Source organism: Coleofasciculus sp. G2-EDA-02, from assembly GCF_040226375.1.
In the GTDB taxonomy this organism is placed as follows: Bacteria; Cyanobacteriota; Cyanobacteriia; order Cyanobacteriales; family Coleofasciculaceae; genus Coleofasciculus.
Genome location: NZ_JAVKEW010000200.1, coordinates 18,205 through 31,889 on the forward strand (window position 1 = coordinate 18,205; position 13,685 = coordinate 31,889).

Sequence of the window (13,685 nt, forward strand, 5' to 3'; positions counted from 1 at the left end):
AGGTTTACGATGACTTTTTCAACACAGGATTCTTTAACTCGCCATGGCTTAAATGAGGCGTGGGCGGGGTTCATCCGGATTGTCACCAGTGAGACGTTTCTCTACATCGTCAAACGTCTCTTGCAAGCCTTACCGACCCTATTTCTGGCATCTGTACTCAGTTTTGCCATCATGCAATTGGCACCGGGAGATGTTTTGGATACTTATCGGCTTAATCCCCAGATTTCTCCAGACCGCATTGAGGAACTCAGACAACAATTTAGCTTGGATAAACCTGCTTATGAGAGGTACTGGCGCTGGCTGGTGCAAGTGGTGACACAAGGCAATTTTGGTTTGAGTAGTCTTTATTTTCGCTCTGTATCATCCCTACTCTGGGAACGCATCCCAGCTACCTTACTGCTCGCCATTTCCTCGATTATTATCACTTGGGCGATAGCGATTCCTTTGGGGATTATTGCCGCCGTCAAGCAAAGCCGCTTTGCCGATCGCGCCTTACAGGTGATTAGCTATACCGGTCAAGGCTTTCCTAGCTTTATTACTGCCCTGTTTCTGTTAATTATCGCCCAATACACCTCACCGCTGTTTCCGGTGGGTGGCATGACCAGTATTAATCATGCGGATTTGTCTCCCATTGGTAAAGTGCTAGATATTGGATGGCACATGATTTTACCAACCCTTGCCCTCTCAATCACCAGTTTTGCCGGACTGCAACGGATTACCCGAGGGGCAATGTTGGATGTTTTGCGGCAAGATTATATCCAAACAGCCCGTGCCAAGGGACTTCCAGAAAATCGGGTGATCTATGTCCATGCCTTACGGAATGCGGTTAATCCCCTGATTACCATCCTGGGTTTTGAATTTTCTAGTTTGTTAAGTGGTGCGTTTATTGCTGAATTTTTCTTCAATTGGCCCGGTTTAGGGCGGTTGACGTTACAAGCTGTCACTGCCCAAGATGAGTTTCTCGTGATGGCAGCCTTGATGATGGCGGCGGTGATGCTGATTGTCGGTAACTTACTCGCTGATTTGCTGCTCAAATTTGTTGATCCGCGCATTCGCCTAGAAAATCTCAAATAATTAATCGGAAGTCGAATGACAAATGAAAAATATAGGGAACTAACTTTCAGTGTAATCAGTGTGACTAACTCCTCACTCCCCTACCCTAATCTCTCCAATAAATCCGTGAAATCAGTGTTTTGACGAATGACCAATCAAAATGTTTAGCCAAATCTATTACTTAATTCTTTCTCGAGTTGACGGGCGCTATCTTGCTGCCAAACCTACCCCTAGGGATAGTGAGATGGGAGCAGGGTACTTATTGATGTTTCGCGAACAGTTTGAAGCCCTCAGCTATCTGAATACCCACGCGGCTGATCTGAGCGATCGCTTTGCCGTTGAGTCTGTTTCCGGAACTCAGTTAAAAGGATTGCTCCAACGCTGGGGATTTCATGGCGTGGGTATTGTTCAAGACCCCCTGATTCCCAAAATAGAGTTTCTATCTTATGAGGGGTAATATCGATTGCTTCGTTCTAAGGATAGATATTCTCAGCAGATTTTAAAAAAAATAATTCAACATGGCTCTAAATTCTATCTTTAGATTAGCTACAAGACTGATGCCATTAGTCCAAAATGAACGAATATATTATCGCTCAACCAATATCCTGACAATCATAATCTGAGATTGATGAGTGTAATGCCTGTAGCCGAATCTCGTACCTGCCTCACCACAACAAACAACCGTTGGGCGGTTGCGTTTTTGCATCAGATGGTGTAATACAGGAAACCGTAATACCGCTTGACGACGTGCTTTGTAGGGAAAGCAGATGTATTTTTTAGCGATAGCAGCAACAAGGCAACGGAAACTTATACATAAGGCGTTGGGTCGCTTTAATTGAAACTCTTTATCTTTCAACTTACACCCCAGTCAAATCAGTACATTATGACGTTTCAAGTCAATCGGTTTGATAGCCAAGACTCTCGGCGTACTCAACCTAGAAAAGGAGTGAAGTCCAGAGGGCTAATCCAAAAACTTAAACACTATATCTTTTTATTGGGCGTAGGAATTTCTTGGGGAATCGCCACCCCCCTGAATGCGGCTGAACGAATCACCTTGCAATTAGGACCGTTTCAGCAATCGGTGGCAATCGAGGATCTAGAAGCATGGGCGCAAACGGGTCAGTTACCGCCGACTCTCACACCCTACCGTTCCTTACTCACCCCCCAAGTCCAGCAGGTACTCAACAGACGCCTGCAACTCGACCCCAATCTGGCTGAGAAATTTATCAATGACTTGCTGCTTTCAGCAGATGGTGCCCGCTTACTGGATCAAATTGGTGGGGTACTTCCTGATAGCAGTCTCGATCAGTTAAAAGCCGCTCTATTTTTAGCTGCACGCCAAGGGAATGGATTGTCGGTGCTAAGTTTTTTAAGAGCTTACCCGGAGGAGACAGTCACGATCAATGCCTCATCTGCGATCGCGATTGTTTTGCAAATGAATAGACCTTACTTACAAAGTCAACTGGTCAATCCGATCCTGGAGGAGGAACTCACTGTTGCGGATACCCCAGAGTTTTCGGCGGACTTTGATCCGACGGTGACCGGTTATCAATATGTACGGGAACGAACCCTGAGGTTACGCGATCCCGATCGCGATCGTTCTATTCCTGTAGATATTTACTGGGTTGGTGATACTTCAGGACCTTTGGTCATTCTCTCCCACGGTTTTGGTTCTGACCGCAAATTTTTAACCTACCTAGCGCGTCATCTGGCGTCTAATGGTTTAACCGTTGCGGCTATAGAACATCCCGGCAGTAATTTTAGCTGGCTCAGTGGGGTTTCTCTAAGCAGTAACATTGGAGAGGTGCTACCCCCATCGGAGTTTATCGACCGTCCTAAGGATGTCAGCTTTGTCTTGGATCGTCTGGCGAGAATTAATCGAGGCTATGGAGCATTTCGGGGCAAATTGAATACGGAACAAGTTACTGTTATCGGTCACTCTCTAGGCGGCTACACGGCTTTAGCTTTAGCAGGAGGACAACTCAACCTAGAGGAATTACGACAATTTTGTCACCAGCGTACTCCTCTAGAACGCTCACCCGCTGACTGGTTTCAATGTTCCGCCACAGACTTACAGGAAGACTTGGTGGAGTTACGCGATCGGCGGGTGGTTCAGGTGATGGCTCTTAATGCCGTCACTGGACATTTATTTGGCAATACGGGTCTAGCTGAGGTAGAAATTCCTACTTTGATGTTAACGGGAACCGATGACGCGATCACTCCCTCTCTGGAACACCAACTTCGAGCCTTTGATCAGTTAAGCGGACCTAAGTATCTGCTGGTGGCGCTGGGGGGGACTCACTTAAGTGTGACAGATCGCGCCAGTCTCAATGAAGCGATAACTAACAGTACGTTGGTGAGGGAACTAACGGATAAAGAAGCAGAACCCCTGCGCCAGCTTTTTCGAGGTGTGAGTTTAGCCTTTATTAAACAGCTAACCCCTGAAGCCCAACTCTATAAACCCTTCTTGACACCAGCTTACGCTCAATCTCTTTCGAGTCCCAGCTTATCCCTACGCCTGAGTAGTCAACTCCCGCCAAGCTTAACTACTTGGTTCCAAGTGTTAACCGTGAGTAACCAGAAGATTGCCATCCGTTTCCCCACCCTAAATCACGGTGCGATCGGGACGCTTTTTTCACCCTTTGCCAACTCTCCCAAGGTTCTTACCCAGACAGATTGCTGCACAGGACAACTTAATCAGATTTTTACGAATTTCATGAATACCTATAATCGGCGTTTAACGGGTATTAGTTAACCGCTTCTATCCCTTGCCAGCTTAAACTACACCCTCTAGAGCGTCGATCGGGTAACCACTGTTAACCGGGGTAAGAAGTACCGGGACTAGCGCTCTAGGAGATTTCAGATGTGGACTCGATTGACTTAATTGTACCCTATTGATATATAATTGAAGATTGGCAATATTAAACGATCTAACCCCAGGGTAGGCTAAATCAAATTTATTTGTGATCGGACTTGCCAACACTTGGTTAAGTTTGCTACCTTAGTTAAGCGAGTTAAGCGCCAAGGATAACAAGCCGGGATAGCTCAGTCGGTAGAGCAGGGGACTGAAAATCCCCGTGTCGGCGGTTCAAGTCCGCCTCCTGGCATTCATGATAACACCTAAAAAGCGTTGTACGGCGAGAGTGCAACGCTTTTTAGTGTAAATGTACTACTTGGTAATTAATTGAGTTTTTGAAGACAATTTCATCGAAAATGATATGAGATTGATATGATTCTTCCTTGTGGGCTACGGCTCTGGAACTGCCACTGTGTCAATAATTCCCGCATAATGCTGCCAAATGGTCTTGGGGCTGTTTCCTACCCATTTTGATATCTGTGAAACGGGAACCCCTTTCTCTAGGCATAAAGTAATAAATGTATGGCGAGTTGAGTATTGAGGGCGGTAACGGATGCCCGCCTGCACCAAGATCGACCGCCAAGCCCGATTTAGGAAATTGTGTGGATCAATCGCCAGACCCTCTTTAGACCGAAAGACTAATTGATCTGGATTGATTGGGTCTGGACAGATATTAGACAAAAGCAGTTTGAGGGATTGGTTAAGAGGGAACCGCCTGGGCTTGTGAGTTTTGGTGTCTTTTACCTGTCTGTTGACCAACGCCTCACAAAAGATTATGTACTCAAGCCCTGGGTTTATGTGTTTCCACTTCAATGCGATCGCCTCACTGGTTCTGGCGCCAGTCCAGAACAAAAAGCGGACGTAATCAGTGTAATAGCTGTAGTAACGGCTCGATCTGAAACCGTTAATGATGGCATCCCGTTCTCTTCGAGTGAATGGGTCTGGTTCAGTTGCGCTTTGAATTTTTTTGGGGAGGCTCTCAAATGGGTTACCCTGAATCATTCCTTGATCAATAGCCCACTTACAAGCGGCTCTAAGTTGAAGTAATATTCGCCTTACGCTTCCCGGTTTGTAGTTTTTACTGAGCCAGTTTTTAAAAACTTGAGATTTGTCTAAGGTAACAGGACAGGCTACTAGTCGTTCCCGCACCCGCTTAAAGTCTGTATTGATGGTGGTGACGCTCAAGTCTATTCGGGTCTTGGCGTAAGCCTCCCAGATTTCAAGCAAAGGGGTTTTGTCGGCAGAAATTTGCAAGGGGTTCTTGTACTTGTCAAGCGTCGGGTCAAAGCGCTCAAATACTAGGTCGGCTTCAATTTGTGCAGCCTTATGTCCAGCGATTTTTCGGTTTCTAGCGTTATCCGCCAGTCCAAGCGTGAGGTATCGCGTTGGGCAATAAGCTGGGAGTCGAAGCCGTAAGCGTCCCTGAAAATTTTCCACTACTACCGAGCCTTTAGGGTTACGACTCATCGACCACCTCCAAATCCTGGGGTGCGATCGCGCTTTTTGGCGGTTCCCCATATTTCTTCCAAAGTCCCTGATTGGGGTATCCTTCCCAGTCCACGTACCATTTCCCATTTTTGAGGCGAGAAGATAGCCGCCCATACCAATGCTGAAGCTTTATCCTCAATCCCGGCTTGAGGGCTTTAATTTTAAAGTTCAATGCCTCTACCTCTGATGGCTTGAGCGTTCGGGTATCGCCATTTTTGCTGACTTGAATTTCTTTTGGCGACAAGGACTTTTTTGTGCAGGTCCACTCAGCTCCATTTCGCAAAAGTCGATCACCTACCTGTATTTTGTCAAATAGGTCGGATGGGGCAAATCGAAATTTAGCAAGATGATCTAGTGAGACAAGAAAACTGTCCTCGAATTTGTCGTATTGAATTCTAAACTGACCTAAATGTAGGTCGCTCGGCGCTTCAACGACAGTCCCGTAACGCCAAGGATCGTTATGGTCGTCCTCGAAAAACCTTACCAGTCGAACTCCAGGCTTCAAATCGCTGGGTTCAACGCCGGGAACTTCATTGTTGGTATCAGTAACCGGTTCAGTCTCCAGGGCTTCATCGGTAACAGGTTCAACGCCGGGAACTTCATCAACAGTTACCTCCCCCCTCTTCAGGGGAGGGAGACGGCGAAATAATTCCTCTCGCTGGCGATCGCTCAGGGATGAGTAAAAGGTTGGGATTTGGTTGCGGAGTTCGGGGTGCTTCTTGATTTGGCTGACGCATTTCTCAACGCATACCCACCGCTCATCATTTGGATCGTCTGCGCGATCGCACAACTCCACGTCTATCAATCGGTCTCTTAGCAGATCACTGGGTTTCCACAAACCCAATGCCCCAACCCCTGTAACCGTTTGCTTGAGTGGGCGGATATTTTCCAGCTTCCAGGCGTATCGACCAGGTTCCCAGCATCCATGCAGCAGTTCTTGATCTGGCTGTTCGTTGATGAAGCTTTCATCCATGAAAATACAGTCGGTCAGTTCGGCGACCGCCAGCACCCGACTAGTTGGGAATTCTGCCGGGTCGTCCTGCTCTCGGCAAATTCGGTTAAAAGAGTGCTTATCAATTTTCTGGGGGGCGTGAATCAGTATCAATCCCCGATAGTTGGTTTTCTGCCCGCGAGTCTCAAACCGTTTTTCGCCCCTGGCGATAAGGGTCGCAAACGGCTGCTGAATGGATAAGCCCCGACAGTTAGCTAACTGATCTTTAGTGATCACGTCAGGATCGGTAGTGGATCGGGGGGTGATCAATGGTGGATCTTTTGAATGATCACTTGTGTCTGATAGCTGTTCCTCTTGTTGTGCTTGGGTTTCAGGCTCCGTCTCTTCTTGTGCGATCGCACCTTCTGCATTTTCCTCAGTCACCTCACTTAATTGAAAATTTGGATTTTCAGTGATCACTGGATCTTTCGCTGTGCCTAAGTCGCTGTAATTCTCTGGTGGAGCGGGTTCTAGAAAAGATCCATTTGAGTGATCATCAAAAGATCCACTAGTGATCCGATCCTCAGGCGATGGATCACTTGGAGCATCGATGCCATCACCGTCCCAATCGCCGCCGCCATTATCATCACCTTCCCACTCCAGGAAATAAACCATCCTCCGATCTTGGAGGGACTTGCGGCACGAGCTGATTATCCCCGCTGCCGATAGCTGACCCGCCGCACGCCGTACTGAAGCCCGTGCCCCCCCGCAATATTCCATGAGTTCATCTATCTCATATCGGATATTCCGGTGAGCCGACAGAAAACTGACGATCCGATCTTTCAGGCTAGAAGATTCGTCCTGCTTCTTGTGTTCGCCGTGGCAGATGAATCGCCGATTTTCAGCGAAAAACTCCAACGAGTAACGAGCGAGGCAGCGCCCTCTGAATTTTTCTATGGTTAGTATTCTCCATGGGCTATCTGGTCCAGGATGATCGGGGTCAGGTGCCAGTCCCATGACGGCGGTCGCGCTGGCTGTAATGGCTCCCGTTCCGCGAAGTCCTCCCTCGGAATTGCTGTGGTGGATTAAGATGACGTGCTTTTTGCGATCTTCGGCGATTTTGTTGATAACCAACAATGGTCGGGCATATTCTGCGTCATTTTCGGTTACAAGTGACCCAGCGCTGACGGAAAATAGAGAGTCGATCAAGACCACGTCCGGGTCAAATTCCTTCAGGTATCGATCAAAAGCTGCGCTGTTCTGAATGTTCCATTTGTCTACAAACCTCACTTCTAGTTCATCGCTATACCCCCTAGCGATGAGAGTTGGAATCATGTCAGATTTGTTCTCGTCAGTCTGGATGATCAAAACTCTCCGACAGGGGGCGGTTACTGGGAATCCTTCCCAGGGAACGCCTCGCAACAAAGAGTAAAGCCAATCGTAGGCAATGGTGGTTTTCCCGCCGCCTCCTTTGGCATGTAATACGGTCAGTCCAACAGATCTGATTAACCCTTGGATTAGCCACTTCGTGTAATCATCGGTTTCGGCGATGACCTGCTGAAAGGTTTTTAACTCCCCCGTACCATCTCTGTGGACAAGATACTTGATCCATATCTCGTCTATCTCTTTAACTGAAAGCTTGAAATTCCTAGCACATTCTTTTAATTTAAGGTACTTTAGGCTAGGATCTTCCTCTGTTAGCTCGATCTGCTCGATCGCCGCAATTAACCGCTTGTGACATGCCCCTATCCTGTCTTCTTTCTTTAGTGGGATAGCGAATGTTTCTTCTAGTCGATTTCGTGCTTTTTCTATGCACTCATCTACCGTGTAATATGGGTCTGACCCAATGGTCGCAATGAAATTGCCAGACTCAATGAGCTTGCGGCAGAAAAACTTGTTCATTACCAACGCTGCGTAGCGGTCAATATTGATGGCTGACACTGTGCGTTCAATTAGCTGCGCTATCTTGCCCTGACCCCCTACTTTATCTAACTTTTTATGGTCATACAGCCAGGAAGTGACACTCATGAAATCCGTTGGCTTTTCCTCTTTATGTAGAGTCAATGCCGCTCGGTATATTTCTTGGTGAGCGTCAACAAGGAATGCTTCTGGAGACAGAATATCTACTACTCGAATCATAGCCCCAGGGTCAAGCATGATGCCTCCCAATATGTCTTCTTCCGCATCTATATTCGACGGTGGAAGTGTGCTAAGATAAGAGTTAAGTTGAAGATTTAAGATGCTTTCAGTCATGCTCTTATAAGGAGTCGGTTCTTAACCGACTCCTTCCTTTATTGTTGGGTACTAAGATTCAAAAGGGATATCGTCGTCTTCGACCTCCCCAGTAATGTAAACTGATTCTTTTTCTATTCGAGGAGATGGACTCAAAAGCCGAAGATAGTCTGGAATTGGCGGCATTGTAGAGATGCCCTGGGCATTAAAAAAGTCTCGCAACTGATTATATTGACTAGATAATTCGTGAAGCTTATTCTCTGCCACCTTGACGGCGTTCTCGATCCTGTATTTCTCGTTGTACAGAGCCTCGGCGGGTTTCCCGATCGCCAATTTTGCTTTTTCTCTCAAGGCAGCTACAATCTCATTGATGGATTCTTGCCACTCTTCCTCTGCCGCCAGTAATCCCAGATCTAAATCATCAAAGTCAGGTTCTACCTCGAATCCGACCCGCTCATTACAGTAGTTTCCGGTGGAGATTAGAAATTCTGCGGTTATTTTTGTAATGCGTTTTATTCTGATCATTTCATTCTTTTCCATAATCTTTTAGACTGGCTAGTCTTTCTGCCCGCGCAAAGAGTGCGGGGTAGTCTGTGCCGTGTAAATCGCGATCGAATCCAGCTGATCCGATTAATTCGGCAAAAAGGACACAAACATTAAAATTCGATTCAGAGCAAAAGTTCCAGGCGGAATCGCAATAGGTACTAGCTTTAGCGGTTAAGGCGTCAACTCCCCAAGCCGTTAGATCACTCTCCTTATTTTTGAATTTTTCGGCAGATGCACTGCCTAAAAGTGCATCTATAATGAACTGCTTAAAACTGTCTCGATCCATTGGCTTTCTCTATTTGCTCATTATCAAGAATTGATTGTAAGTCCGCTTCGCGAATCACCCTCCAGTTAGTTTTCCCAATAGTTTGAAAGAGCTGATAGTAATAGCCTTTTCCCTCCCAGCAAGGCTCGAACCAAGCAGTTTGTACTTTGCTTAGGTCAAAGTGAGCGCAGACGGTTTCCAAGAGATAAGGAAAGTCATCGCAAACCGTGAAGAAGCTGTCGGGTAAGTCGTCGGCTATTACTACAGCCTTGTCCGCCCTTAAGTAGTAAATTTTGAGCAGACATTTTGATGCTTGTGGCGTGTTTCGTCGCCAATAAAAAAGTTGTCGGTGAGCAATAGTGTCGTTGAGCTGGGTGTCTTATTGTCCGTACTCGCGTTGGTCTTTCTCGAAAAACTCTTCTGATGCCCCCATTGGTTTTACTCCTAAAAATAGGGAGGAGGCGTCCTCCTCCCATCTCCAATGTCTAAATCTTGTTCGGTTTTTTTAGGTTTGGTTCGCCGGCTATCGGGCGATCGCGTGATTCGTATAGGCAGAATTTGTCAGTTTAGGTCAGGGTATTGTTGCTAAGGAGTAGAGAAAATACGCTTGTGATATGGGACGTACTAGTCGCCGGCTATCGGGCGATTACCGAAATTGGCTCATAGGCAAAAAGTTAAATGCGATCGCGCTCACGCAGAGTGCGGTATCCTATAGGGCGCAAGAGAGGAGTCCCCGTACCACCGAGCCCCTTTCTTGCGCTTGTGGTCTTTTGTTAAAACCAGAAAACTTTTCTGGTTTCTATGTAAAATGGTAGATGATTCATCTCGATATAGCAACCCTCCTGAAAAAACTTTGACTGAGCTACTAAAGCGACTAGGTTGGAAGCAGTCTCAATTGGCTGCATTCATAGGAATCACAGATCGGACGTTCAACAACTACAAGCGAGGACGGCACGAGTTAAAATTGTCGCTTTGGCAGGTCAAGCGGTTAATTCAGGCTATGGAGCTGGCTGGGATGAGCTATGACGACCTACCAGACCCACCAACATGAACCACGCATATTTACGATTTCTCAAACTCTCAGCGCAAACCATTAACTTAGACCGCATTGACTGGATCGACTGGATCTACCCCGACGACGGTAAGCCATGCATTCAGATTGTCTTTGGATTTGAATCCCTATTCCTTTCACCAGATGGCGAAGACGCGGCAATCCTTCGCGACTACTCTCAATTGATATCGATAGAACACAAGGTGCCTCAGCGATCAGAAGGGGTACGGGGGCAAGATGAAGCTTAAATTCCTGCCAGTCCGCTTAGTCGCCAAAAGTTCACCGCGTCCGTTTTGGCTGCAATCGCGGCTAACAACCCAATCAACAAGCAAAACGTGTTCTTACTTCTACTGGGCAATGCAAGACAGAATAAAGCCAAGCCTACCTAAAAGACCACGCAATAATCTTGAAGGGCTTCGTATGGCAGGGGTCGCCTGTGAAATCGATCGCTTCCTATCTGGGCGCACCAACGATTTGTTGAAACTGAAGTGCCTTTTGAGGGACTACAACAAGAATTCAGTGGTGGATTGGATAACAAGCCGGGTTATTCCAAGTTTTCAAACTTGGGAGCCAATCAAGGACAACCGCGACATCGATTTACTATTAATGCTGGAGCGTTATCCCATGCCAGTCATTTAATGGAGTGAGTTTGATGTTGAGTGACAACAAACCAAAAGTTAAAAACATAGTTGACGATTTATCGCCAACGCAGAAAAAAGTCTACTTGCTCCTAAATGCCTACGGTTCCTTGGCTGTAGGCGATATAGCTAAGCGGTTGAAATTGTCGCGTAGCACTGCAAGCAGGACATTGAATTGTCTCTTTGGTCATGCGATTCTAAATCGCGCAGTAAGCGGACGGCTAATAATTTATTCAATTAACCACGAAGAAGTTAAGTTTTTAGAGTCTAAGATAGAGACGGGTTTAAAAAATAAAATTCAGGATTTTCTTGAATCTGAATTGCTAAACACAGTTTTTGTTTGGGAAAAGCAATCAGATCCATGTGATGATACTACTGCTGAATCAGTGGTTTCACTTGTTCCTTCAGAGGAAGGTTATAATTCATGGGTGGAAACTCATCAAATTTTTATAAATGATGCCACCTTGTTCGAGGAAGACAAAGATAGCATTTTAGTAAAAGTTGATCTCACGACTTTTTACTCAGAAGGCAATGCAGATGATGAAGGTGATGTTCCAGAAGAAGAATGGGAATCAAATTCCTCTACTTATTACGTAAGAGTCCAAGGAGAAAACATGGAGATTGAGGCGATGGAGTGAAATAGTTTTCCCATGCCAATGAAACGTGAGCTTTATCCTAAAAATTGGGACGCGATCGCACTGGCGGTTAAGTCCGCCGCCGAATGGCAGTGTCAATTTTGTAGCAGAATTTGTCGGCGACCAGGGCAGACTTGGGAAACTTTCATTCAGGAAAATCACCTGGAGCAGTTGAACGCGATCGGCTTAGTTTTTAAAAAGCAGCGCTACATTTTAACTACAGCCCACCTCAACCATCAGCCCCAGGACTGCCGCCTTGAAAACCTCGCCGCACTGTGCAGTGGGTGTCATTTACGGTACGACAATCGCCACCGACAGCGGGTTAGTTATGCCCTGCGATCGCGCTCTAAATCTGCGATCGCTTTTTCCTGACACCATCGCGTATTTTTCTTGGGATTACCGCGGGCTACAGCTATCACCAACCGTCGCGCCGTCTCCTTACTTCCCGCCAGTAATTCCAGCCGCCGCTGTAATTGCGGATCTAGCTTGCGTCCCTTTTTTACCGCTGGCGGTTTCCACCCAGGTTTCCGTTGTTCACTGGCGGTCACTATCAACCAAACTATCAACGCTCCAGATACCAGTAGACACAAGCTGACAAACGCTACAATCATGGTAGTACACTGATTTAGGTCATACTTCAGTTGTACTGCGATCGCTGAACTCCCGTCACTTCCAAATTATAGTGAGCAGAGTTTAGCGATTGTTTAATATGTGGCTAATTACTTGTCTAGTCGTCGCTGCAATTTTGGCAGTAACTTACCTAAGAAAACGACACAAACAGCCCACGCCATTTCAAAAATTAGCATTACCCCGCCAAGAACCCAGCCCACAGTTAAAAGCTAAATTGATCAATGCCGTTGGCGCAGAGAAGGCAGAGGAGCTAGTCGCCAGAGCCAGATTTGGTGACCCAGGCAAAACTGAAGCATACTACTGGTGGAAAGCAGTAAAACTCAATCGCCGCGAATAATTCCGATTGGAATGGAACTACTTATATTTTCAAATATTCGGTACGTTTTGAAGCCAAAAACAAGCCTATAAAATCTATCGCGAACCCATATATGTCCAATGCCGGGGAAAATCAACTCATATTTTTTTTCTAAAAATGTGGGTGATGGCAATTGAGTAATTGAATTGAGTTTGAGAACATCTTTTTTGAGACTCCGTAGCTCCAATGAATTTTGCAAGTGGTTCGTGCAGGAAGGAACTTCAAATCTTGGGAACTGCCTATACCATTTTTTCATTAGCCTGATAGAAGCTTCGTTTCGCCAAACGACGGTGTCGTTCTTATTGTAAATTATTCCTGCTGGTCTTGAAAGTTGAGATAAAAATTCAAAGATCGTCAAAATCTGCGTCAGATTCAAATTGGTTCGCATTTTTGTGTGTAATAGAAATATTAATATTTTTGTCTTGCTGATTGTCTATCGCGTGAGTAGCCGCTTCAACTCGCCGCGCAAGAGATTCAATTTCATCGCATCGCCTATCTAGCGATGACTTTAGCTGATCCATTTCGCCCCGCAACTCAACAAATCGTTTGTCAATTGTGGTTTTGGAGACGTAAAGTCCAACAGCTACTGCTACTATTATTTCTATAATTGCTGAATCCACTTATAAAGTTGCGTCCCGCTCGCTTGTGATCTTGGAAACTAAAAACTTGACTGTATGATTTGCAATGTTTACAAAATCACCATGGAAAACGGGACATCCTTTGTCGGTCTCTTGTATTGCAGAGCCATCTAGTGATCGTAACCCGTTCACTATAGTTTTGTTTTTAGACCCAACTTGTCCGTCTCCATCCCAAACCCAAAAGTGGGGATTTGTTTCCTTGCAAACTAAAACGGTGCAATGGGTAGCAGAGATGGCTCTGTCATTGATAAGAAACTTAACCTCTTTCTTTTCGGTGAGGATTCTACCAATTTTAAATGACTTGACTTTGGATACATCTATTGGTGGACTTTGGTCAATCTGAATATAAAATTCATTCTCCATTGT

The 13,685-nt window shown here is 46.0% G+C and carries 15 protein-coding genes, 1 tRNA gene and 1 pseudogene; 9 read left to right on the forward strand and 8 right to left on the reverse strand.

Annotated features, from left to right (window positions below):
* Positions 1 to 9: 9 nt before the first annotated feature.
* The 4 genes from RLO19_RS23670 (at position 10) to RLO19_RS23685 (ending at position 4,160) form a co-directional block, all read left to right on the forward strand.
* Positions 10 to 1,074 (forward strand): ABC transporter permease, encoded by a 1,065-nt coding sequence (locus tag RLO19_RS23670; protein ID WP_446359854.1) that lies wholly within the window; start codon positions 10 to 12, stop codon positions 1,072 to 1,074.
* Positions 1,075 to 1,213: 139 nt separating this feature from the next.
* Positions 1,214 to 1,510, forward strand: coding sequence for a hypothetical protein (locus RLO19_RS23675; RefSeq protein WP_446337335.1), 297 nt, complete (start codon positions 1,214 to 1,216; stop codon positions 1,508 to 1,510).
* Between the two features lie 426 nt (positions 1,511 to 1,936).
* A complete protein-coding gene (locus RLO19_RS23680) occupies positions 1,937 to 3,808 on the forward strand; it encodes an alpha/beta hydrolase (RefSeq protein ID WP_446359855.1) in 1,872 nt (623 codons plus the stop codon).
* Between the two features lie 279 nt (positions 3,809 to 4,087).
* A tRNA-Phe gene (locus tag RLO19_RS23685) sits at positions 4,088 to 4,160 on the forward strand.
* 140 nt (positions 4,161 to 4,300) lie between these two features.
* On the opposite strand, the gene RLO19_RS23690 is transcribed toward RLO19_RS23685, so the two are convergent.
* The 5 genes and pseudogenes from RLO19_RS23690 to RLO19_RS23710 form a co-directional block, all read right to left on the reverse strand.
* Entirely contained in the window at positions 4,301 to 5,377 is a 1,077-nt protein-coding gene (locus tag RLO19_RS23690) for a tyrosine-type recombinase/integrase (RefSeq protein WP_446359856.1), read from the reverse strand.
* Complete coding sequence (locus tag RLO19_RS23695; protein ID WP_446359904.1) at positions 5,367 to 8,204, reverse strand: AAA family ATPase; 2,838 nt, start codon at positions 8,202 to 8,204, stop codon at positions 5,367 to 5,369. Before RLO19_RS23695 ends, RLO19_RS23690 begins: the two co-directional genes overlap by 11 nt.
* Positions 8,192 to 8,582, reverse strand: a pseudogene (locus tag RLO19_RS23700) (DnaB-like helicase N-terminal domain-containing protein); the annotation flags it as partial. The pseudogene RLO19_RS23700 and the gene RLO19_RS23695, both read right to left, overlap by 13 nt.
* A gap of 51 nt (positions 8,583 to 8,633) precedes the next feature.
* Positions 8,634 to 9,101 carry a hypothetical protein gene (locus tag RLO19_RS23705; protein WP_446359857.1) on the reverse strand — a complete coding sequence of 156 codons (468 nt, stop codon included), beginning with the start codon at positions 9,099 to 9,101 and terminating at the stop codon, positions 8,634 to 8,636.
* A complete protein-coding gene (locus RLO19_RS23710; RefSeq protein ID WP_446359858.1) occupies positions 9,088 to 9,393 on the reverse strand; it encodes a hypothetical protein in 306 nt (101 codons plus the stop codon). The genes RLO19_RS23705 and RLO19_RS23710 overlap by 14 nt, the downstream gene beginning before the upstream one ends.
* Positions 9,394 to 10,419: 1,026 nt before the next feature.
* Between RLO19_RS23710 and RLO19_RS23715 the strand changes: the two genes are divergently transcribed.
* Genes RLO19_RS23715 through RLO19_RS23730 form a run of 4 tightly spaced genes read left to right on the forward strand, consistent with a single transcriptional unit; the run spans position 10,420 to position 12,068 of the window.
* The gene (locus RLO19_RS23715) at positions 10,420 to 10,671 is read left to right on the forward strand and encodes a hypothetical protein (RefSeq protein ID WP_446359859.1); all 252 of its coding nucleotides are present in this window, start codon (positions 10,420 to 10,422) and stop codon (positions 10,669 to 10,671) included.
* Complete coding sequence (locus RLO19_RS23720; protein ID WP_446359860.1) at positions 10,661 to 11,062, forward strand: hypothetical protein; 402 nt, start codon at positions 10,661 to 10,663, stop codon at positions 11,060 to 11,062. Before RLO19_RS23715 ends, RLO19_RS23720 begins: the two co-directional genes overlap by 11 nt.
* 13 nt (positions 11,063 to 11,075) lie before the next feature.
* On the forward strand, positions 11,076 to 11,699 hold the full coding sequence (locus RLO19_RS23725) for an ArsR family transcriptional regulator (RefSeq protein ID WP_446359861.1): 624 nt from the start codon (positions 11,076 to 11,078) through the stop codon (positions 11,697 to 11,699).
* 18 nt (positions 11,700 to 11,717) lie between these two features.
* Positions 11,718 to 12,068, forward strand: coding sequence for an HNH endonuclease (locus RLO19_RS23730; protein WP_446359862.1), 351 nt, complete (start codon positions 11,718 to 11,720; stop codon positions 12,066 to 12,068).
* On the opposite strand, the gene RLO19_RS23735 is transcribed toward RLO19_RS23730, so the two are convergent.
* Positions 12,023 to 12,307 (reverse strand): hypothetical protein, encoded by a 285-nt coding sequence (locus tag RLO19_RS23735; protein WP_446359863.1) that lies wholly within the window; start codon positions 12,305 to 12,307, stop codon positions 12,023 to 12,025. The two genes, RLO19_RS23730 and RLO19_RS23735, sit on opposite strands and share 46 nt — an antisense overlap.
* 98 nt (positions 12,308 to 12,405) lie before the next feature.
* On the opposite strand from RLO19_RS23735, the gene RLO19_RS23740 reads away from it, so the two are divergent.
* Positions 12,406 to 12,663, forward strand: a complete 258-nt coding sequence (locus RLO19_RS23740; protein ID WP_446359864.1) for a hypothetical protein — start codon at positions 12,406 to 12,408, stop codon at positions 12,661 to 12,663.
* 362 nt (positions 12,664 to 13,025) lie between these two features.
* Here the strand turns inward: RLO19_RS23740 and RLO19_RS23745 are convergent, their stop codons facing one another.
* Both RLO19_RS23745 and RLO19_RS23750 read right to left on the reverse strand, forming a co-directional pair.
* On the reverse strand, positions 13,026 to 13,301 hold the full coding sequence (locus RLO19_RS23745; RefSeq protein WP_446359865.1) for a hypothetical protein: 276 nt from the start codon (positions 13,299 to 13,301) through the stop codon (positions 13,026 to 13,028).
* Entirely contained in the window at positions 13,302 to 13,682 is a 381-nt protein-coding gene (locus RLO19_RS23750; protein ID WP_446359866.1) for an FHA domain-containing protein, read from the reverse strand.
* Positions 13,683 to 13,685: the final 3 nt, after the last annotated feature.

What these genes read in the sequence shown, in the direction of transcription:
- RLO19_RS23670 (WP_446359854.1), top strand. Translation starts at nt 10, where the DNA reads ATGACTTTTTCAACACAGGATTCTTTAACTCGCCATGGCTTAAATGAG.
- RLO19_RS23675 (WP_446337335.1), top strand. Translation starts at nt 1,214, where the DNA reads ATGTTTAGCCAAATCTATTACTTAATTCTTTCTCGAGTTGACGGGCGC.
- RLO19_RS23680 (WP_446359855.1), top strand. Translation starts at nt 1,937, where the DNA reads ATGACGTTTCAAGTCAATCGGTTTGATAGCCAAGACTCTCGGCGTACT.
- RLO19_RS23690 (WP_446359856.1), bottom strand. Translation starts at nt 5,377, where the DNA reads ATGAGTCGTAACCCTAAAGGCTCGGTAGTAGTGGAAAATTTTCAGGGA.
- RLO19_RS23705 (WP_446359857.1), bottom strand. Translation starts at nt 9,101, where the DNA reads ATGGAAAAGAATGAAATGATCAGAATAAAACGCATTACAAAAATAACC.
- RLO19_RS23710 (WP_446359858.1), bottom strand. Translation starts at nt 9,393, where the DNA reads ATGGATCGAGACAGTTTTAAGCAGTTCATTATAGATGCACTTTTAGGC.
- RLO19_RS23715 (WP_446359859.1), top strand. Translation starts at nt 10,420, where the DNA reads ATGAACCACGCATATTTACGATTTCTCAAACTCTCAGCGCAAACCATT.
- RLO19_RS23720 (WP_446359860.1), top strand. Translation starts at nt 10,661, where the DNA reads ATGAAGCTTAAATTCCTGCCAGTCCGCTTAGTCGCCAAAAGTTCACCG.
- RLO19_RS23725 (WP_446359861.1), top strand. Translation starts at nt 11,076, where the DNA reads ATGTTGAGTGACAACAAACCAAAAGTTAAAAACATAGTTGACGATTTA.
- RLO19_RS23730 (WP_446359862.1), top strand. Translation starts at nt 11,718, where the DNA reads ATGAAACGTGAGCTTTATCCTAAAAATTGGGACGCGATCGCACTGGCG.
- RLO19_RS23735 (WP_446359863.1), bottom strand. Translation starts at nt 12,307, where the DNA reads ATGATTGTAGCGTTTGTCAGCTTGTGTCTACTGGTATCTGGAGCGTTG.
- RLO19_RS23740 (WP_446359864.1), top strand. Translation starts at nt 12,406, where the DNA reads ATGTGGCTAATTACTTGTCTAGTCGTCGCTGCAATTTTGGCAGTAACT.
- RLO19_RS23750 (WP_446359866.1), bottom strand. Translation starts at nt 13,682, where the DNA reads ATGGAGAATGAATTTTATATTCAGATTGACCAAAGTCCACCAATAGAT.